Below are 18,465 nucleotides of genomic sequence, written 5' to 3'. Positions count from 1 at the left end.
AATGAAATTTTAACTTTCCCAAGTAATATCTACTATTTCTCCATTTTTATCAGTAACTATAACTAAAATTTCATCACTTATCTCATCATCAAGAATATAATCCCAAATAGCATAATCTTCATATTCAGGATAAATTCCTATTCTTCTAAGTTTTATTATTGAAAGAACTTGCCTATCTAAAGATAATTTTTTATCACACCTTTCAAGTAATCTTTCTTCTTCAATAGCTTCTCCTAATTCTTCCAAATGAAAATCAACCCATTCTTTTGTTATTCCATCATTTTCAAAATCTTTTATAATCTCTTTATCAATTTTTTCTTTAAAAACTTCTAATTTAGAAATATATTCTTCGTATTCTTTTACCCAACTATCTTTTCCAAGAACTACATCAGTATTTATATCAAGCTCTATTTCCCTATTTTGAAATTCTATTCTAGTTTCAAGATAATCAGTATTAAAATCCACATTTTTAAAATATTTTATATCCATAGTTCCTCCTTATACTTCTCTTTTTTTATCAGAATATAAAATTCTTTGGTAGTCCCAATCTTTAGAATCCATATCCCCTAAATACATTCTTTCATGTTCAGGAACAGCTTCATAAGTTTTTCTTAATTTCTCTTTTGTATAATCACAAGGGTCAGCCAAATACTCAAAATATGCTTCTCTACATAATTCAAGAGTTGTTTCTTCTTCACAAACTTTTTTCATCATATCTTCTACTTCTTTAAATTTTTGGCTTTTTTCTACAAAATAATTAATTTTTTCTATTTCTATCTCTGCAAAATCTTTTATAAAAAATCTATCTTTTACCTCTGTTGTAAGAATATTTTTATCAAACATCTCTTTTATTTCTTCTAAAGAAAAATATTTTTCCTCTAACATTCCAATTTTAAAAGTTTTATCCTCATAAGCTATTAAGGTAGTTAAATATAATTTCTCTCCAAAATTATAAAAAATAAAAGTATCATCTCCATCAAACCAGCTATATAATTTAGATTTATGCTCCATTTTAAATGGAGTAGAAGTAATCATCATCTCTTTTTTATAATCTTCCTTTGGAATTTTTTTAACTATTTTGTTAATTTCTTCTATATAAGGATTTAACTCTTTTATATTTTCTATAATAGATTTATAATATGTATCTTTATTATACTCCCAATTAGCTGATTTTATAACATAATCTCCAACTTCAAAAATAGAAATATTTTTTCCATTTGGAATTTCACAACATAACCAATCTTTATCAATAACTTCTTTAATATCCTGAAATTCCACTTTTTCCCAACAATTAATTACACCATTTTCATAAAGAGCTACTGTTGTAAAAAAAATAATTTCCATTTTTAATAATACCTGGGATATATCTTCCCTCAATTCTTTGATAACAATATATATTCTTCATAATAAAACTCCCTTTATAATTTTATTTATTTTAAATAAAATTTTTATATTTATCTATAAACTGTTGAAGTTCTTTTTTATAACCTAAATCAAATAAAAGCATATAACCATTATGGAAAATATCATAATCTGGGTCTTTTTGTTTTTCTTCCTTCTCTGCTAATATAAATACTTGCTTTGCTATTTCTATTTGTTTTGAATGATGTTTAATTTTTTTCAATATCATTCTTGCATAAGACGCAATTACTTCTTGGTCATGTAAAGCAATTTCAGTTAACTCTTTAAAAACAGATAATATTACACTTTCGTCCCACATATCAGTTCCTCTTAGAAAGTCCATTATTAGTAATCTTTTATGTAAATCTCTTTTAACCAAAGATTGATTGAGTTCTATGTGTAAATCATTATATTTTACATCTATATCTTCTTTAGTCCAATTAAAAATTTTAATCTTATAATCTTGATAAGCTGTCATAAGTTCTATCCAGGTTTTACTATGCTCTTTACCAAATTCAATCATTCTCTTTCCTCTCTACTTATTAAAAAATAATCTTATCCCATAAAATATACTTACTTGGAATATCATCACTTAACCAAACTTTATTCTCTGATAGATAAAATTTATGTCCAATTTTCTTCAAGCCCTCTATATCTATTGGTAAAATGACTACTTCTCCATGTCTTTTCCCAACATTTCTAGCTGTTTCTATATCTTTAGATAGATGAACATATTGCCTATTCCCTTTTATTATCCCTTTTTCTCTAATACTTTCCAAAAATCTAGTTGCTGTTCCATGATATAGAATAGTTGGAGGTGTCATTTCTTTTAAATTTAATTCTACTTCAATAGAGTGTCCCTGACTAGCTCTTATTTTTTCTTTATTTTCACTAAAAGAATATCTCTTTTTATTATTTTCTCTAACTATTTTTTCTAGTATTTCCATATCAATATATCTTCCAGAAAGTTTTATTTTTTCTATCAACTCTTTTACATCTGCCCAGCCATTTTTATCTAAAGTTATTCCTATTGTTTCTGGTTTATGTCTAAGAATAAGACTTAAAAATTTTCCAAGTTTTACATCATCTAATTTTTTCATTTTTACTCCTATATCTAAAACCAATTATATTTTTTAGATTTTCTCTTTTCTTCATAAGGGTTATAAGTATCATCATTACAACCAAATTCTTTTAAATAAATAATTTTATTAAAATCATTCCATTTTATTATAGAAATACCATCAAACTTTTGTATTTCCCCATCATTCATTTCGCAAAAAAATTTCCACTCAACAAGAGTTTTATCTTTATTGTGAGTAAATTTTAATATATCCCATTTCTTTACTGTTCCTCTTTGATTCCACTCATTAAACCAATAAGTAATTTCTGATAAATTATCATATTGAGGTCCCCAACTTTCTATATAAATTGCTGATTCTGAAAATATATTTTCTATACCCTTATTTTCTTTTTGTAACCACATTTCAAACCACAATCTAACTTTGCTTTCTCTTTCTATATAAATTTTCTCACTCATTTACTCCCCTCTTTTCAAAATTTTTTTCAAATATATCATATCTACTAATTGAACTCCATTTTCAATTATAGGCTTATCATAATTTTTAATAAAAAAATCCTTTATAATATGAGATTTTTTAAAACCACACTTTTCATAAAAAGGGATAGTAGTTGGACTATCTCCCGTTCCTACTTGTATGACTAAATAATTTTTTGAATATTTTTTTATTATAAACTCTATTAATTTCTTTCCATAACCTTGCTTATGCCAATTAGGTAAAGTTGCTATATTTTTTATTTCTAATATTCCATTCCCCTCATCTGTTACAACACACTCTGCCTTTACTCCATTATCATCAAGAATATACATTTCTCCTCTTTCAAGATATTTATCAATCATTTTTTCTTCTTCATCAGCTAATAACAATAAATCAATATATTTTTTCTTATTAGTTTCTACTTTTAAAATTTTCAAATAATCTCTTCCTTTCTACAATCTAGTATTTCTCCTATAACTTTCAATAGTTCTTTTTGGCAATTTTGTCCCTATATTATCTAATATATCCCAAAAATTTTTATAATCTCTTGAGGATATAATATAACTTTTATCTTCTACAATTATTTTAACTCTGTAATAATAAAGATGAATTTTAGGTATAAATTCACTTTCTATAAATTTTATTTTTTCTATATCTTTTTTCTTAATTCTAACTTCTTTTCTTAAAATTGGATAAAAAAATATTAATTCATAATGAGTAATCTTCATAGTCTTATATAAAATAAAATCTCTTATAAATATCCAACCATAAAAAATTGCCAATAAAATTGTAAAAATTATATAACTATTTTTAGAGAAAGTAACTTTTGTTTTTAATCCAAAATAAACTACAAAGCAAGAAAAACTTATAAAAATACTATCTATTATTTTTGATAAAATATTTATCTTGCTTTTAATCTTATAATTTTCCATAGGATTCTCCTAATTTTTATAACTTTCTAACTCTTTTAACCATTTGTTATAGACTTTATCTATAACCTCTTTCATATCTTGATAATATTTTTCATCAAAATTTAGATATAAATAAGCTTCTCTTTTTAATTCTGGGGAATAATATTTCTCCTCTCCAAAGATTCTTTTAGCATAGTTGTCTATATCTCCTGGGAAAAAATCTTCATTATCAAAATCATAGTCATAGTAATATCTAATAAATTCTTTTCCTACATCATTAAAGAATGATTTTCTTAAATCTCCTTTTAACCTATATTTTACCAACTCTCTTAAATCAATAAAATCTTGAGAAGTGTATTTTTCAAACTCTTTACCATAAGCTTTTAAGAAATTATCACTTAAAAAATTATTTTCCATACACCAACGAAGAAAGATAGCTAAGTGATTATATATATTTATCTCATCTACCTCTATTCCTTTTGAATAGTAATCTCCTAAATGCCATTCTGATGAATCCATAATATCATTTTGCAACTCTTTTTCTTCCTCTGAATATTCAAGAACTTTTTCTCTTTGCATATCTACAACATAGTTTATTTTTTTCTCTACATCTAGTAACAATAAATTTTTCATTCCATTTTTTAAAGCAAAAGTATATTCCTCATCATATAAAGGAACTATTTGATAAAATTGTAAATCTCTATTTTCAAGTTTTAAAAGTCCAGAGTTTTCTTCTTTCATTTCTGGATATAATATAGTTACTGCACTTAAATTAGTTTTAGAATTAAAAGGCTCAAAATTATTTTCTAAATGTCCCCACTCATATGCGAAAAAGTAAGTAAATGGAATATATGTTAATTGTATTAATTCATCTATTGCCCAAGTATAATTTTTATCATCAAAATTCCAGTCAGGAGGGAAAGAAATCATAAGCTCTGCAAAACTTGAAAAATTTTCATTATTTTGGTTATACATCTCATATTCTCCCATTCCAAGAGTTATAAGTGTGTAATATGGTTTTTCCTCTGTTGGATTAATTTGAGCTACATCTAAATAATAATTATCATATCCAATTTCATATATCTCCTCAACTTTACCAAAATTTTTCTCTATAAATTTTATAATCTCTATTCTTTCATTTTCAGTATATCTCATAAAAATCTCCTCCTCTGTTTTATATCTTAATGAGTGGTCTGATTTTTTTATCAGGCCATCTTTAAAATATAAAATCTTTTAAAAAAAGATTAACCATTCTGAATGACTAACTATTGCATATATAATTTTTCTTTTAGGCTCTTTATTTTTAATAACTTTAATAACTATATAAATAATGCTTAGAAGATTTACAAGAATTAAGATTCTAAAAAATATTAAACTATAAAAGCCTATAAAAAATCCTGGAATTATAATAAAAATATCATAGAGTTTATTCAATATAAAAAGTTTTCTTAAATCTTCATATTTTCTTATAAATAGAAAGTATATAAAGGTATAAAAAACAGCCATAATTAAAAATATAATTAAAATTATTTGTATTCCCATTTTATCATTTCCTTTATTTTTGATATTTTAATTAATTTTTAAATTTCATCTTTAAGAGTTATAGGAATATTTACTAGAATATCTTTCATTACTTTATCTAAATCTTCAGTTCTGGTACAATTAGAAGAGCCTTTTTTATATTCAATTTCAAAAATTTTATTTAAACTTGAAAGAAGTTTTGGATAAGCTTTATCTCTATATTCAAAAGCCCATAATTCTCCACATTCTTCACATTTAACAATTATTTTTTTAAATTTTATTTCATGTCCTTTATAAGAAGTTATAACCAATCCTTTTTCTATAAGTGTTGTAGGGTAATTAGAATAACCATATTTTCCTAATTCCTTGCATGTCTTACATCTCATTTTAATGCACTCCTTATTGTTTGTTGTGTTATCTATACAATCTATTTTATAGCAAAAAACATAAGATATTAGGTTTATAAAAAATAATCCTATAATGATGATTTTCTTCATTTTTTCTCCTATTTAATATTCCTTGTGAGTTTTAATTATATTATTCTTTCCTTTCACTTAAGATTATAAAAACTATTTTTATTATTTCCCTTTTCTAAATGAACCACTCCCTCTATAAGTATTAACAACACAAGTAAAAATTTGTCCACAATGTTTACAACGTATTATATGAACCATAATTTCATCAGCCCAACCTTTTTCAGTTTTTACTTGGTTTAGAGAACAGGTAGATTCCTCTTTAATTAATTCAAAGTTACCATTTTCTATAAGTTGATTAATATATTCAATACAGTCTAAATATTCTTTTGGGGAATCAAATTTCTTCCATAGTTGAATATTATAGCAGTAATTACACATTAAACTCTCCTTTTCATCTAAATAAAACTCTATTAAATAAAATGATATAATTAAATTTATAAAGTATATAAGCCCTGTAAAACTTCCATTTAGAATACTAATCATTAAAAAAGTATTTTCTCCTATTAAAATTAATAGAACTTTAGGATTTAAAAATTTTGCAGTTAAATAAAATCCATCTTTTAAAGCTAAAGTAAGTGGATTATCAATGAAAGCACTTAGTATTTGAAAATTTATAACTAACCCTATAAAACTTATCATTAGAATAAGTAAAAAATTATGTAAGAAATCATTTTCAAGAATAAAATTTATATTCATATTAATACTATATTCTATAAATACAATAATTGTTAAGAGTATTCCCCCTATAATATTAATAATTAAAATATTGAAAAATTTTCTTACATTCATTGATTTTGGTTGAACTCTTCCATTAATTTTAATTAACATATTTAGAATTAAAATTTCTAATCCTGTTATTACCAATAAAACTAATACTCCCCAAACTATCAATAAAAGTATCTTATCTGCCAAAATACTAATTACAAAATAAAAAGATAATCCTGTTCCAAATATAACTATTACTGCTCCTATACTTAATATAGATTTCATATAAAATCCTAAAGATTTTTCTCTTAATCTATAAGTAACCTCATCTTTTCTATCTGAAATTAGAAAGTTTTTAAAAACTAACATCAGAAAACAAATAAAAATTGTTACAAAGAAAAGAAAAAATAAGTTTAATAAATCATGGCAAACATCAGTATTTAATCCATAATATATTAAAACAGAGATATACAAAGTAAAAATTACTCCATAAAATAAGACTAAAATTCTTGAAGCTTTTTCTTTAAAGTACCTAAACATATCTATTACAGCTACTCTACACTCTAAATCTTTTACTAAAGAATATAAAAATCCCATAACAAAGATAGATACTATAATATCAGTAGATACTGTTTTTAGATTAAAGAAAAGTATTTGACTATTACTTAAAAACTCATTTCTATCTAAAATTTCTATCTGTTTATAGAGTAAAAAAGCATTTAAAGAGAAAATAACTATATAGATTAAACTATTTATTGCTATATCTTTTCCCCTTTTTCCTTTTCATTCCTCTATAAAAACTGTTCCCAACATAACTGGAATAAATATAGTAAAGGTTTCAACTTTTATATCAAATTTATTTATTCCAAAGATAATAGCTAGATTTAATAAAAATATTATAGCTATTCTAAATGACTTTCTATAAAGTTCTGATACACTAATTTTAAATATCTCCAGCATAATATCAGCCCCTTTACAGTTCTTCAGTTAAAAACTTTTCAACAATTTCCTCACAATTATTTATAAAATAGCTCCAATCTCCTATTTTATAAATCTCCTCATGCTCTCCATCAAAAATATACAAAGTTTTTTCTTTAGAATACCATAAAAGATGTAACCAATAATTTTCTAAATCCTTTACTAAAGAGAGATATTTTTTTCTTTTCCAAATCATTTCAACTGTATCTTCTAATTTAAAAAACTCAATATATTTACTATCAATATTTTCAGAGAACTCTATCTTTAAATCTCCCTTATCAAAGAACTCTACCATATCTTTTGGCAATTTATATTTTTTTATTATGCTTTTTCTAGCTTCTTCATTATGAAAATCTACTGGTTCTAAACTTTTAATATACTCTATCATCTCTTGATTTTTATTTAAAACTGCTATTGTATATGGTCTTTCTCCAAATTTATTTTTAATTGTAATATCAGCTCCCTTTTCTACTAACCATTTTACTAATTCAAGAGAGTTTCTTTGAACAGCTACCATCACAGGAGTTGAATTATCAGTAAAAACCATCTCATATTCATGGTAATTTATATCAGCTCCATAATCTAAAAACATTTGAGCTAAATTTTTATTTTTATCATAGATAGCTTGTCGTAAACAGTTATTTCCATATTTTTTAACTGTTACTCTATACTTCTCAAAAACATCTATATTTTTAAATTTTTCTCCATAGTAAATATCAGTATAAATTCTTTTATATTGCCTTTCAGTTAAATTTTCTAATGCTCCATGTTTTATTAATAATTCACATATCTCTGAAGATAAAAAACGTCCTGCACTTGAAATAGGAGTTACCCAATCATCTATTTCAGCTTTTACATTCACTCCCTTTTCTAAAAGCCATAGTATAACTTTTTCATTGACACATTGTATAGCCATTTCTAAAGGAGTTTCAGTTATAAATTCATTTAAAGTAATTTTTTTATTTATATCCCAACCTTTTTTATATTCCTCTTCCAATTTTTCAATATCACCATTTATGATATATTCTACTACTTGAGGTACTGTTTCAAAATTTCCAAGATAACCAATCTTATACATAGTCCCTCCCTATTTTTCTTTATAATTTTCTATCTTTAATAAACTTCCATCAGGATTATATAATTTCCATTTTCCTATCTTTTTACCCTCTTTATATTTTCCCTCTGAAAGTAATTTTCCATTTTCATTATAATATTTCCAAAGTCCTGTTTCTTCTCCTTGAAAAACTTCTCCCTCTTCTTCTAACTGTCCATTAGGATAATATCCTCTATATTTTCCTTTTCTATCCTTTAAATTTTCTTCAAATTTTAAATTTCCATTTTCATAAAAAGCTTTTATACTTTCTAAATCTCCATTTTTAAAACTTCCTATTTGAGATAGAGTCCCATCTTTATAAAATTCTTTAAACTCCCCATTAAGTTTTCCATTTTTAAAATTTTCTATTGACTGTACTTGTCCATTTTCATATTTTTTTATTATCTGTCCTGTAAAATTTTCTTCTATCTGATAACTAAAAGAATAAGTTATTAAGCTAAAAAATATCATCAATATCAACTTTTTCATAAGTTTTACCTCTTATTTTCTAAACTTAAAAATTTTTCCAAATCTTCAACTAACTTTTTTAATTGTTCTTCTTTATAAAAATAATGTTCTGAATCTTTTAAAATTTCCAATTCACAATTAAATTGACTTGAAAATTTTTTAGTTGTTTCTATATTACAAATTTCATCTTTATCCCCACATAAAATATGTGTAAAAGGAGTCCATATCGTTATTGGATTTTCCTTAACATATGAATAATAATCCCAAGATAATGTTTCTCCTATTGGTGTAGCTATTTCTCTTTCTTTTTTTAATCTAGCTTCAGTTACTTCAAAAGCTTTCATCATATTTTCAATAAGTTCTCTCATATCTATAAGAGGAGATAAAAAGAAAGCTTTCTCTATTTTTTTATCTTTATAGGCTAAAAGGCTAAAATATGCCCCTAAACTATTGGCAAATAAAGAAATTTCTTCCCAATTTTTTTGTAATTTTTCATATATATTATTTAATTCCTTTACACAAACTTGAGGAGTCAAAGGTATTATCTCATTTTTTCTCTCCCCATGCTTTGGTAAATCAAAACTTAAAACTTGATAACCATATTTTATTGAAATTTTAGCTAGTATCTCAATTGGAATATCAGCTTTATTTGACATCATTCCATGAACTGCTATTATAATTTTATTACTCTTTTCTCCCCATAAAATTACAGGAATATTATTTATTGTAAAAAAATCTTGTTTTAATAAACTCATACTTCTTTCCCCTTAATCAACATCAAAATATAAAAAATGTTTTCCACAATGTAAACATCTGAATAAATATCCTTGTACATGTCCTCCATTAACCATATTTTTTATTATTTCTATCTGTTCTTCACTCCATTCATTTCCATCAGCAGGATTTCCATTTTTAATAACTTCTTCTAAAACTCCCATTTTTTCTAGTTCTTTAGTTCCTACATAATCAATAAAAGCACAAAAATCATCACAATGAGTTACCCAACATTCTTCTTGCCAACCACAATAACTAGGAGTTCTATGAATTAGTTCATCAATTTTTTCTTCATCACTAACTTTTCCAAAATAAAGTGATATAAAATCTCCATCAAACTTTCTACTTGCTTCTCCATTGGCTATACATTCTGGACATAAATATTCAATATCTTCAACAGAATAAAAAGGTCCAGTATAGTAAACATCAGTTTCTTTTCCACAACATTCACATATTACTGTTTCGTCAGTTTCAAACTCTCCTGTTTTTAAAGGGTCTGGGTGGTATTTAAAAAATGGTAATTCTTTTTTCATAAAAACTCCTCCTATACTTTTTCATATTAATTTTTCTCTAAATCTCTTTGATTTTCAAAAGTTACATAAATTTCATTTCCTAAATAGTGCCTAAAATTATATTCTAAGTAATCAAAGATAGAATCATACTGTTCCATACAATCATTTCTATAATAAAGAGTATGATAAAATTTTCCTCTATCATCTATCCATAAAGTTCCACCAATATGCCAACCTGTTTCAACTATTGGAATTACTTTATCTCTTACCTCTTCTGGAATTTGTTTTAATTCATATTCTTTATCTTGTTCTTCAAAAGGTAAATCATAAGGAATGGAAAAGCTAAAATCATTTCCCCCTATTCGTACTTCTCCATTTTTACCTATATATTTGAAAAACCAATCCTCTTTTATCCCTAAAAATTCTTGTAAAAATTTTTTAGCAAAGTCATTTAGAATATAATCATTCTTCTGGTAATACTCTACTATTTTTTCTATATCTACTTTTCTTCCCTCATACCAACCAGCATATTCTAAAACTTGATGGGCTAAAGATTTTTCACTATTAAGTTTATAGACTTTTCCCATATAATCATCTCCTAGCTTTTATATTCAGCTTTTAATTTTTCAATTAAAGAACCTAGATGATTATACCATTCTTCATAACTTGGATTTTGTCCATTATCATACCACAAATCTACTATTTCTCTTTCGCCATCTTCATCTGGAACTTTATTATAAATATTAGTTAAATAATCAATAAGGTATTTTAAAGATTTTTTATCACTAGAAAATTTTTCTAATTTAGAAAAAGTAGTTTCACCTTCCTCTTCGTCGTCATAATCTAATTTTCCATTTTCTTTAAAATCAAAATAAAGTTCTGATATAGCTATTGCTGTATTATCATAAAGAAATTCTATATCTTCAAAAGTTTCTCCTAACATTCCTTCTTCAATCATTAAATTTATTATTTCTTTTAAAGTAATCACTTTCTTATTTTTAAATCCTTCAAGGTATTCTCTTAAAACATCGACAACATCTAATCCCTCATCACTTTCTAATGCTTTTATACCCCAAGCCCCCATAATTACCTCCTTATCCAGCTAAACCATTAATTGAAAAACTTCCGTCTTCTTCTATATAGCATTCTATACAATGTCCTACAAAATAATCAGGCTCAAAAGTAAGAGATACTGACAAAAGTTCTATTTCTCCATCTGAATAAATATCAGTTGCAATTTCTGTAAAATTCATACTTTTTTCAAAATCTTCTTCAGTTATTGGAGTATAAACTTTAGTACCATTTATAAGATAACAATTTTCTTCTTTGTCGTCTTTTATCCCTCCTTCTTCCCATTTTACCCATTTTGTTGCAAGATTTATATAATCTCCTCCTTTTAAAAGTTCCATAAGTTGTACTTTATTTTTTTCAGCTTTTTCAAGAATAGTATTTATTTTTTCTAAAGATTTATTTAAAATATTTTTTAATTCGCTTTCAGAAACTTCTTCTTCTGTATCATAGTTTAAAAGTACTTCTGATTTTTGTCCTAAAAAATCAATATAAGAAGTAAAATAATATCCCCAATCATTTTCCTCTATTTCAAAATCATCTACTCTTAATTTTTCCATATTACACCTCTATTTAATATAAAAATTATACATTTTTTCCATTATATTATCTTCATCTTCCCAATATTCTTCACCAAGAGAATTTAATTTTTCCTCATCTTCTATAGTTAAATATTTAGGTATATCCCATAATTCTTTTAATCTATCATCATTTTCAAGTTTAACTATAACAGAATAACACTCTTCTAAAATTCTTTTAGAATTATTAGCTCCTATTTTTTCAAGAGCTTTTATTTCTAACAAATAAGAATTATAACCCCAATTACAAAATGCTTGAAGAAATCCACCATTATAAATATCTAATTCATATTGGAATAATGCTCCTATTTCCTGTGTTTTTTCATCTAAATTATCATAATTAGGTTTTGCCTCTGCAAATTTTTCTCCATATTTCTCAAAGGTTTTCCACCATAAATCTTCTGTAACTTCCATATTACACCTCTAATCAAAAAAATTTTTTATCTCTTTTCTCTTATCTAAGATTTCAAAAAGTTTGTCCATATCCAAATCAAACATTTTACTATCATCATTTATTTTAGAGAAATAATAATTTACTTTTTCCTCTCCAAAATCTTTTTCTAATTCTTCCCATTCTTCTTTAGCAAGAGGAACAAAAGCTAAAGTATCACTTCCTAAACTTTCCATAAACAGTCTTATCTCATACTCTGGCTGTATTACCTTATTTAAAGTTTTTATTGTAGTATCTCTATCAGACCCTTCCTCATTAGGATAAGATATTTTATACTCCTTTCCTTTCCATTCGATAATTATATTAAATCCCATTTTGTTGTCAGTATCTTCATTTTTTCCAATAAGTTTTCCAGAGTGAATTACATTTTCTATATAATTAATTATATCCTCGTCGTATTCTCTCCAATCTATCCAAACAAGTTTTGCAGAATTTTCCCATAATTTATCAAAACTCTCTCTATCTTCATTTTTTAAAAAATTTTTTATATATTCCATAGTTAATCTCCTTAACTTAAGCTAATTCATATTCAGCAATAGAAATTTTCTCTCCATTATCATTAATATATGAAAGTCTTAAAAAATCATATCCATTTACTTTCACATCTTCCCAAGAGATTATATCCCCATTAATAAGAGTTACTGTTTTATTATCTTCATTTATAAATTCTTCTTTTTCATCTTCATAATCAATGCTATATCCAAGTTCTAATATTAGTTTTGAAGGAGGAATATCATATTTTTTCAGAGAACGATTTTCTAACTGTTCTTCACTATATTCATCACAAAACATACTATTATATCCATGATAACCTTCATCAAAAATTGTTATCTCCTCTTTAGTATCCCTATCTATTGCTACTATTTTAATTGGAATATTATCTATATTTCCTATATATTTTACTTTTTCTCCTTTTACTTCAAATAATTCTCCACAATACCATAATTCTAATAAATCATTTCCAGATGATGAAACAACTGTCATAGTACTAAAAGTTTTTTCTTCATAATCTTTAATATTATTTCTTAGATATGTAGGAACTTTTATATTTTCTTTATTTGTAAAACTCTCTAAATCACTATAAAGTTGTTTATTAATTTCAGATTCTCCATAACCACATATTTTAGCTATTAATTCCATTCTTTTTAAAGATAATAAAGCCTTTTCTTTTAACTCTTCATCTATCTTACCTGTAATTTTTATCTGTGCAAAAGCTATAGCTATAACTACCTCATCACTTTCATTAATTATAGATTCTCTACTCAATCCTTTATCTTTTATTTTTAATTCCTCTGCAAAAGCTTTCTCATCAGTTATAGATATAGGTTCAAAATACTCTATTCCCCACTCTTTTTCTATTAAATATTTTGGAAAATCTGTAAAATTAAAATTTTTATTTTTTCTTATTTTCTCCTCTATTATATGAAGTACATCATTTCCTGTATCACTTCCAAAAGGTGTTTCCTCATCTCCACAATTACAATAAAGCTGTTCATCAGTAAAATGTTCTCTAAAATTAGGGTGTGAAGTAAGAAAATCAATATCGTACTCCATATCATCAAAATAGTAGTGGTTTTCAAAATCAAAACTTTTAACCTCTTCATAACCTTTTCTTATTTTAGAGTTAATAAGTTTTGTAGCTTGTTTTTCACACTCTTCTACACTATCCCACTCTTTAATCTCATATTTTCCTATGGTATCTATCTTTCCATAGTTAACTACAAATTTATTTTCTGATGTTTCTATCCACCAAAATTTTTGAGATTTTTCATCAACAAATTCAAAGGCTCTTTTCATAAAAACCTCCTTTTTTTAGTAACATTGAAGAATTAACCATACATTATCAAAATTTCTATTTTTTAAATCCTCTTTTCTAATATTAAAATATATCTTTCCACTATCTCCAAAATATAGTCCATAATCTTCAAACTCAATCTCACTCATTTGCATAAGCAGTATCCAATCCTTAGCATTTTCTATTATCTCATCTTTTAAATCTCCATATTTTATAGGTGCAGAGCCATAATAAAGATTTTTTCTAGCAACTCCCTCACACTCTTCAAAATACTCCCCTTGAATAAGTTCTGGGTGTCCTAAAAGTTTTGTGGTATCAGTTTTATATCCCAACTCCTCTAAATCTTTTTCAAACTCTTTTTCTTTTCTACTTACCTCTTCATCACTATCTTCATCATCATAGTAATCAAAAAAATCAATAGGATAATCATTCATACTTTCAAAATCTATTTTAGCTTCAGGAATTATACAATCTTTTTCCATATCCTCTGGAAAATCAGTAGATACTAAATCTTCCACATTTCCATCATAATAAAAAACTCTTGCACTTCCCCTATCATTAGGAGAAAATCCCCAAGTCATAGTTAGTAACTCATAGAAAAAATATAGTATTCCCTTTTCTGGTAAAAGACTTTCTTTATCATATTTATGTACCTCTTCACAATTAATTTGCATTAAAAATGAAAGTGGTCTATTTGCAACTCTTTTTTTATAATCTTCTCCATTGTAGTAATACCATTGAAAATCCTTTGGTAAATCAGGTTTTCCTCCAATTTTTGAACTTCCTTTAGGAATTTTTTCACTATTTTCTTCGTTATAATTTATTACTATTGCATTTCTTTTTAAAGGTTCTAATTCTTTTTTATCTATCATATTACCACCTCTAATCCCACCAGAAATACCAAACACTAGAATTAACTAGACTTCCTGCCAGTTTTCCAAGAGTATCATAACTTTGGTCTACATCTGGACAATATCCATACATCTCTACTGCCACTTCCATAGCTTCTTTTTCTGTTTTTATAACTTTCTCCACTCTATATTCTAATACATCATGAGTTATGCTAATTGGTACAGCTCCATATTTTTCAAACCAATATCTTGAGATTGCCATATGTTCTGATATACTAGGACACTCATTCCAATTTCCCATAGGAAACCAAGCAAAAATTTCCCAAGGATTTTTTACAGGAACTTTTACTATAAATAGTTCTTCAGGTTTATTTGTTCTATAATTTAAAAATCCTATTGGAGAGTTAAGTCTATCCTCTCCACTATCTTCAAACTCTCCTAATATCTCATCTTCCCAATCCACTTCATCATCTTCAGCTTCATCTTTTCTTCTAGCTATTAAATCTCTCAATATATTTTCTCCACCCTCTGAATAAATAGAGGAGATATATTTTTCTCTATATTTTCTTACATCTTCTATATTAAATTCTTCATCATCTGATATATTAAAAGAAAAACTTTCTAAAAGAGTTTCATCTACTGTTACAATTACAGGGAAATATTCTTTCTTTTTTCCCTCTTCTACATACTTTTCAAACTTTTCCATTATCTCTTCATAAGTGTTATTAGGAAAATATTCACACTCACAGTCAAAAAACTCTACAAATTCCTTTGCTAATTCACTCATTTCTACCATAATATCACTTTCCTTTTAACAATTATACTCTTCTGCCATATCATTTGAAAAAGTATTTTCTTCTACATTTCCTAAAAATTCAAGTTCTCCCCATTCATTAGAAATTTTTGGAATAACTCCACTATATTTGCAAGAGGGTATTCCAAAGAAACAATTATATTTTTTATCAAATTTATCTTTTCCTAAGAATTTTTTTACAGGCTCAATTAACTCCTCCCAATCTTTAAATAAAATTTCTAACTCATCTGTTGGCTCTTCACTACTTCCACATACTTGAAAATCCTCATCAAAAGTTACTCCAAAATCATATTCAAATCTATTAAAATATTCTTCAAACATCTCTTCAAATTCTTCTTTCCACTCTTTTTCTACAGAAAAGATTTTTTCTAACTCTTTATTAAAATCTTTTTCTAAAAAATTATATTCAGGATTATATTCGTCCTCTTCTCCCTCAAAGATACAGTAAAATGATTGAATATATTTATAGAAATCTTCTACATTTTTAAAGTTTCCTACCCAAAATCCCAAATAACCAGCTTTTCTTTCACATACTTTCTTTGACATATGAATCCCTCCAGTTAATCTAATTCTGCTCTACTAAATAAATCTAAAATCTCCTCTTTATTTTCACAACTCTTTTTAAATTTACAAATAAATTCAACTAAAGAATCTTTATCTTTTGAATATGCTACAAACATACTTCCCTCTGGATCAAAATCAACTTTTTCTTGTAACTCTGGACATTTTTCATCTAAAAATACCTGTGCTAAACTAGCCCAATCATATCCATTTCCTTCAAAGCCTTCATCTTCTCGAGTATCAAATACTTCCTGCAAATATTCTCCTACTGATAAACAAACTGAACATGAAGTGTCATGTTCTACCCAAAAGAATGGTTTTATTTTTTCTTCCAATTCTTTATTCATAACTCCTCCTTGATTTATAAATAACACACCACTATTTCAATATCTAAATCTTTAAATACATCTTTTATCATAGGTTCAACTTTATCCCATGATAATCTATCAAGTCCACAACCTATTTTAGGCATAACCAATTTTTTTATATCTTTATTTTTTAATATTTTCTCTTTCATTTCTATTAATGATTCTTCTAAAGATTTATAACTAGGTATTTGCCAATATCTATCTTTAGTTATTAAATTAAATACATTGTCTACTTCAATACATTTTTCTTTTAAAGTTTCTGGTTTTTCTTTAGAAAGTTCTATTAGAATTTTTTTCATATTATATCTTCTATTAAATTCAACAGCTATTCCAGCTCCAAGTGCATAATCCCTACTTATGCAATGAGCATAATAACAATCTTTATGATTAAACACATCATCTTGAATTATTTTATATTTCATTTTACTCTTCCTCTTCATCAGAATATTCTTTTTCAATATCTATAAAATGGATATAAAATCCACAAATTTCTCCATTTTCATCATATCCAAAATAACAAGGATAATATCCATCTCCCCAACCTGATGTAAAAATTGGAATATTTAACTCTGTATCAGGAATTGTCCAATTTACCCAATCTCCATATTCTCTTTGATATTTAGGATATTTCTTAGCATTTTCTATCAATAAATCATCAAATATATCATCAAATGGATTATCTGCTTCTTCCTCTTCTTCAAGTTTTTCCCAATATTTTATATATTCCTCTTGAGTTTTTTTATCTACAATACAACCCATTCCAGCATCTACACCAAAACCATAAAACTCATCTTCTTTAGCCTCATCTAAATTTTCTTCAACTCCTGTCATAGCTAATTCATAAACTATTGGTTTATTTTTATTGAATTCCACTTTTACACAAGCATATCTATCTCCATAATCTTTACTTAGAACTACTGATATTTTTATAGGATATTTTCCAACAGGAACTTTTTGAATAAATGTTCTTGCGTCCATTAAATCTACCAATGGGTCACAAGCTAAAATTTCTCCAGTAGGTAAGTTTACCTCTCCAATATCTAAAATATCAACTTCCATTTCTCCAATTTTCTTTTCATTAAAATAACTTTCTAAATCAATTTTACATCTTAATTTTTCTTTATTTCTCTCATACATATCTTGCCAATTATTATTTACAACTTCTTTCATATTTTCTTCTCCTTTATCCCAATAAAAAATCTCTCCATCTCCACTTACATCAAAAAATCCCACTTGATATTTTTCACAAAGTTTTTTTACCAAATTATATGCTTCTTTATCTTTACTCCATGGAAATGCAAGGTATATCACATCATAACCTATACAATAATCTGTTAAATAATCTTCTAATTCTGGATTATTTTCTATTTCCTCATCATTTGGACTATCTTCCCCATCCATAGGAGGAAAAGTTTTTATCATCTCTTTGTAAAAATCTTGAAGTTTTTCTGATGAAACATTTATATCATCATAATCATGCTCTTCTCCCCACTCTGTCTGCTCATCATACCACTTCAAAAATTCCTCTCTTTTTCTAGGTGCTTTTGAAATCTCAAATGCCATTAAATCATAACTCATAGAATC

27 protein-coding genes are annotated in these 18,465 nt (G+C 25.7%); all 27 read right to left on the bottom strand.

Features of this window, described 5'->3' with window-relative positions:
* Positions 1-9: 9 nt before the first annotated feature.
* The 27 genes from T364_RS0108160 to T364_RS11300 all read right to left on the bottom strand — a co-directional run bounded on the left by T364_RS0108160 (position 10) and on the right by T364_RS11300 (position 18,459).
* On the bottom strand, positions 10-489 hold the full coding sequence (locus tag T364_RS0108160; protein WP_027129147.1) for a DUF2004 domain-containing protein: 480 nt from the start codon (positions 487-489) through the stop codon (positions 10-12).
* Between the two features lie 9 nt (positions 490-498).
* Positions 499-1,344 carry a DUF7638 domain-containing protein gene (locus tag T364_RS0108155; RefSeq protein ID WP_027129146.1) on the bottom strand — a complete coding sequence of 282 codons (846 nt, stop codon included), beginning with the start codon at positions 1,342-1,344 and terminating at the stop codon, positions 499-501.
* 91 nt (positions 1,345-1,435) lie between these two features.
* Positions 1,436-1,924, bottom strand: coding sequence for a hypothetical protein (locus T364_RS0108150; protein ID WP_027129145.1), 489 nt, complete (start codon positions 1,922-1,924; stop codon positions 1,436-1,438).
* Between the two features lie 19 nt (positions 1,925-1,943).
* A complete protein-coding gene (locus T364_RS0108145; RefSeq protein ID WP_027129144.1) occupies positions 1,944-2,501 on the bottom strand; it encodes an RNA 2'-phosphotransferase in 558 nt (185 codons plus the stop codon).
* Between the two features lie 14 nt (positions 2,502-2,515).
* A complete protein-coding gene (locus tag T364_RS0108140; protein WP_027129143.1) occupies positions 2,516-2,938 on the bottom strand; it encodes a hypothetical protein in 423 nt (140 codons plus the stop codon).
* The gene (locus tag T364_RS0108135; protein ID WP_027129142.1) at positions 2,939-3,394 is read right to left on the bottom strand and encodes a GNAT family N-acetyltransferase; all 456 of its coding nucleotides are present in this window, start codon (positions 3,392-3,394) and stop codon (positions 2,939-2,941) included.
* A gap of 15 nt (positions 3,395-3,409) precedes the next feature.
* Positions 3,410-3,889 (bottom strand): hypothetical protein, encoded by a 480-nt coding sequence (locus T364_RS0108130; protein ID WP_027129141.1) that lies wholly within the window; start codon positions 3,887-3,889, stop codon positions 3,410-3,412.
* A 9-nt stretch (positions 3,890-3,898) separates the two neighbouring features.
* Positions 3,899-5,023, bottom strand: a complete 1,125-nt coding sequence (locus tag T364_RS0108125) for a suppressor of fused domain protein (RefSeq protein WP_027129140.1) — start codon at positions 5,021-5,023, stop codon at positions 3,899-3,901.
* A 425-nt stretch (positions 5,024-5,448) separates the two neighbouring features.
* Positions 5,449-5,775: a hypothetical protein gene (locus tag T364_RS0108115; RefSeq protein WP_027129138.1), complete on the bottom strand. Its 327-nt coding sequence runs from the start codon at positions 5,773-5,775 to the stop codon at positions 5,449-5,451.
* 192 nt (positions 5,776-5,967) lie between these two features.
* Positions 5,968-7,167, bottom strand: a complete 1,200-nt coding sequence (locus T364_RS11220) for a hypothetical protein (protein WP_211249033.1) — start codon at positions 7,165-7,167, stop codon at positions 5,968-5,970.
* Between the two features lie 186 nt (positions 7,168-7,353).
* Positions 7,354-7,530 carry a hypothetical protein gene (locus T364_RS11155; RefSeq protein ID WP_158413631.1) on the bottom strand — a complete coding sequence of 59 codons (177 nt, stop codon included), beginning with the start codon at positions 7,528-7,530 and terminating at the stop codon, positions 7,354-7,356.
* 13 nt (positions 7,531-7,543) lie between these two features.
* Positions 7,544-8,626, bottom strand: a complete 1,083-nt coding sequence (locus T364_RS0108100; RefSeq protein WP_027129136.1) for an ankyrin repeat domain-containing protein — start codon at positions 8,624-8,626, stop codon at positions 7,544-7,546.
* A 9-nt stretch (positions 8,627-8,635) separates the two neighbouring features.
* Entirely contained in the window at positions 8,636-9,130 is a 495-nt protein-coding gene (locus T364_RS10760; protein ID WP_027129135.1) for a toxin-antitoxin system YwqK family antitoxin, read from the bottom strand.
* 5 nt (positions 9,131-9,135) lie between these two features.
* Positions 9,136-9,864 (bottom strand): alpha/beta hydrolase, encoded by a 729-nt coding sequence (locus tag T364_RS0108090; RefSeq protein ID WP_027129134.1) that lies wholly within the window; start codon positions 9,862-9,864, stop codon positions 9,136-9,138.
* Positions 9,865-9,876: 12 nt separating this feature from the next.
* Complete coding sequence (locus T364_RS0108085) at positions 9,877-10,416, bottom strand: CbrC family protein (protein WP_027129133.1); 540 nt, start codon at positions 10,414-10,416, stop codon at positions 9,877-9,879.
* Between the two features lie 26 nt (positions 10,417-10,442).
* The gene (locus T364_RS0108080) at positions 10,443-10,982 is read right to left on the bottom strand and encodes an SUKH-3 domain-containing protein (RefSeq protein WP_027129132.1); all 540 of its coding nucleotides are present in this window, start codon (positions 10,980-10,982) and stop codon (positions 10,443-10,445) included.
* A gap of 11 nt (positions 10,983-10,993) precedes the next feature.
* Positions 10,994-11,479: a DUF4259 domain-containing protein gene (locus T364_RS0108075; RefSeq protein WP_027129131.1), complete on the bottom strand. Its 486-nt coding sequence runs from the start codon at positions 11,477-11,479 to the stop codon at positions 10,994-10,996.
* A gap of 10 nt (positions 11,480-11,489) precedes the next feature.
* Entirely contained in the window at positions 11,490-12,023 is a 534-nt protein-coding gene (locus T364_RS0108070) for a DUF2262 domain-containing protein (RefSeq protein WP_027129130.1), read from the bottom strand.
* Positions 12,024-12,032: 9 nt separating this feature from the next.
* The gene (locus T364_RS0108065) at positions 12,033-12,455 is read right to left on the bottom strand and encodes a DMP19 family protein (RefSeq protein ID WP_027129129.1); all 423 of its coding nucleotides are present in this window, start codon (positions 12,453-12,455) and stop codon (positions 12,033-12,035) included.
* A gap of 9 nt (positions 12,456-12,464) precedes the next feature.
* Positions 12,465-12,989: a hypothetical protein gene (locus tag T364_RS0108060; RefSeq protein WP_027129128.1), complete on the bottom strand. Its 525-nt coding sequence runs from the start codon at positions 12,987-12,989 to the stop codon at positions 12,465-12,467.
* Between the two features lie 16 nt (positions 12,990-13,005).
* Positions 13,006-14,289, bottom strand: coding sequence for a WGR domain-containing protein (locus T364_RS11215; protein ID WP_211249032.1), 1,284 nt, complete (start codon positions 14,287-14,289; stop codon positions 13,006-13,008).
* 15 nt (positions 14,290-14,304) lie between these two features.
* The gene (locus T364_RS0108050; protein WP_035945581.1) at positions 14,305-15,159 is read right to left on the bottom strand and encodes a YwqG family protein; all 855 of its coding nucleotides are present in this window, start codon (positions 15,157-15,159) and stop codon (positions 14,305-14,307) included.
* A 10-nt stretch (positions 15,160-15,169) separates the two neighbouring features.
* The gene (locus T364_RS0108045; RefSeq protein ID WP_027129126.1) at positions 15,170-15,934 is read right to left on the bottom strand and encodes a DUF4253 domain-containing protein; all 765 of its coding nucleotides are present in this window, start codon (positions 15,932-15,934) and stop codon (positions 15,170-15,172) included.
* Between the two features lie 15 nt (positions 15,935-15,949).
* Positions 15,950-16,498: a hypothetical protein gene (locus T364_RS10985; protein ID WP_027129125.1), complete on the bottom strand. Its 549-nt coding sequence runs from the start codon at positions 16,496-16,498 to the stop codon at positions 15,950-15,952.
* Between the two features lie 14 nt (positions 16,499-16,512).
* A complete protein-coding gene (locus T364_RS0108035) occupies positions 16,513-16,860 on the bottom strand; it encodes an immunity 51 family protein (protein ID WP_027129124.1) in 348 nt (115 codons plus the stop codon).
* A 14-nt stretch (positions 16,861-16,874) separates the two neighbouring features.
* Positions 16,875-17,303: a macro domain-containing protein gene (locus T364_RS0108030; protein WP_027129123.1), complete on the bottom strand. Its 429-nt coding sequence runs from the start codon at positions 17,301-17,303 to the stop codon at positions 16,875-16,877.
* A gap of 1 nt (position 17,304) precedes the next feature.
* Positions 17,305-18,459: a DUF4241 domain-containing protein gene (locus tag T364_RS11300; protein ID WP_245596694.1), complete on the bottom strand. Its 1,155-nt coding sequence runs from the start codon at positions 18,457-18,459 to the stop codon at positions 17,305-17,307.
* Positions 18,460-18,465 lie beyond the last annotated feature (6 nt).

This window comes from Fusobacterium perfoetens ATCC 29250 (genome assembly GCF_000622245.1).
In the GTDB taxonomy this organism is placed as follows: domain Bacteria; phylum Fusobacteriota; class Fusobacteriia; order Fusobacteriales; family Fusobacteriaceae; genus Fusobacterium_B; species Fusobacterium_B perfoetens.
Note: the sequence above shows the minus strand (reverse complement) of the source record. Positions and strands in the feature narration are given on the sequence as shown.

Bases quoted from the DNA above. Each gene is read 5' to 3' on its own strand.
- T364_RS10985 (WP_027129125.1), bottom strand. From the start codon at position 16,498: ATGTCAAAGAAAGTATGTGAAAGAAAAGCTGGTTATTTGGGATTTTGG.
- T364_RS11300 (WP_245596694.1), bottom strand. From the start codon at position 18,459: ATGAGTTATGATTTAATGGCATTTGAGATTTCAAAAGCACCTAGAAAA.
- T364_RS0108080 (WP_027129132.1), bottom strand. From the start codon at position 10,982: ATGGGAAAAGTCTATAAACTTAATAGTGAAAAATCTTTAGCCCATCAA.
- T364_RS0108140 (WP_027129143.1), bottom strand. From the start codon at position 2,938: ATGAGTGAGAAAATTTATATAGAAAGAGAAAGCAAAGTTAGATTGTGG.
- T364_RS0108155 (WP_027129146.1), bottom strand. From the start codon at position 1,344: ATGGAAATTATTTTTTTTACAACAGTAGCTCTTTATGAAAATGGTGTA.
- T364_RS11220 (WP_211249033.1), bottom strand. From the start codon at position 7,167: ATGGGATTTTTATATTCTTTAGTAAAAGATTTAGAGTGTAGAGTAGCT.
- T364_RS0108075 (WP_027129131.1), bottom strand. From the start codon at position 11,479: ATGGGGGCTTGGGGTATAAAAGCATTAGAAAGTGATGAGGGATTAGAT.
- T364_RS0108070 (WP_027129130.1), bottom strand. From the start codon at position 12,023: ATGGAAAAATTAAGAGTAGATGATTTTGAAATAGAGGAAAATGATTGG.
- T364_RS11215 (WP_211249032.1), bottom strand. From the start codon at position 14,289: ATGAAAAGAGCCTTTGAATTTGTTGATGAAAAATCTCAAAAATTTTGG.
- T364_RS0108090 (WP_027129134.1), bottom strand. From the start codon at position 9,864: ATGAGTTTATTAAAACAAGATTTTTTTACAATAAATAATATTCCTGTA.
- T364_RS10760 (WP_027129135.1), bottom strand. From the start codon at position 9,130: ATGAAAAAGTTGATATTGATGATATTTTTTAGCTTAATAACTTATTCT.
- T364_RS0108160 (WP_027129147.1), bottom strand. From the start codon at position 489: ATGGATATAAAATATTTTAAAAATGTGGATTTTAATACTGATTATCTT.
- T364_RS0108150 (WP_027129145.1), bottom strand. From the start codon at position 1,924: ATGATTGAATTTGGTAAAGAGCATAGTAAAACCTGGATAGAACTTATG.
- T364_RS0108030 (WP_027129123.1), bottom strand. From the start codon at position 17,303: ATGAAATATAAAATAATTCAAGATGATGTGTTTAATCATAAAGATTGT.
- T364_RS0108115 (WP_027129138.1), bottom strand. From the start codon at position 5,775: ATGAGATGTAAGACATGCAAGGAATTAGGAAAATATGGTTATTCTAAT.
- T364_RS0108145 (WP_027129144.1), bottom strand. From the start codon at position 2,501: ATGAAAAAATTAGATGATGTAAAACTTGGAAAATTTTTAAGTCTTATT.
- T364_RS0108035 (WP_027129124.1), bottom strand. From the start codon at position 16,860: ATGAATAAAGAATTGGAAGAAAAAATAAAACCATTCTTTTGGGTAGAA.
- T364_RS0108060 (WP_027129128.1), bottom strand. From the start codon at position 12,989: ATGGAATATATAAAAAATTTTTTAAAAAATGAAGATAGAGAGAGTTTT.
- T364_RS0108125 (WP_027129140.1), bottom strand. From the start codon at position 5,023: ATGAGATATACTGAAAATGAAAGAATAGAGATTATAAAATTTATAGAG.
- T364_RS0108130 (WP_027129141.1), bottom strand. From the start codon at position 3,889: ATGGAAAATTATAAGATTAAAAGCAAGATAAATATTTTATCAAAAATA.
- T364_RS0108050 (WP_035945581.1), bottom strand. From the start codon at position 15,159: ATGATAGATAAAAAAGAATTAGAACCTTTAAAAAGAAATGCAATAGTA.
- T364_RS11155 (WP_158413631.1), bottom strand. From the start codon at position 7,530: ATGCTGGAGATATTTAAAATTAGTGTATCAGAACTTTATAGAAAGTCA.
- T364_RS0108045 (WP_027129126.1), bottom strand. From the start codon at position 15,934: ATGGTAGAAATGAGTGAATTAGCAAAGGAATTTGTAGAGTTTTTTGAC.
- T364_RS0108100 (WP_027129136.1), bottom strand. From the start codon at position 8,626: ATGTATAAGATTGGTTATCTTGGAAATTTTGAAACAGTACCTCAAGTA.
- T364_RS0108065 (WP_027129129.1), bottom strand. From the start codon at position 12,455: ATGGAAGTTACAGAAGATTTATGGTGGAAAACCTTTGAGAAATATGGA.
- T364_RS0108085 (WP_027129133.1), bottom strand. From the start codon at position 10,416: ATGAAAAAAGAATTACCATTTTTTAAATACCACCCAGACCCTTTAAAA.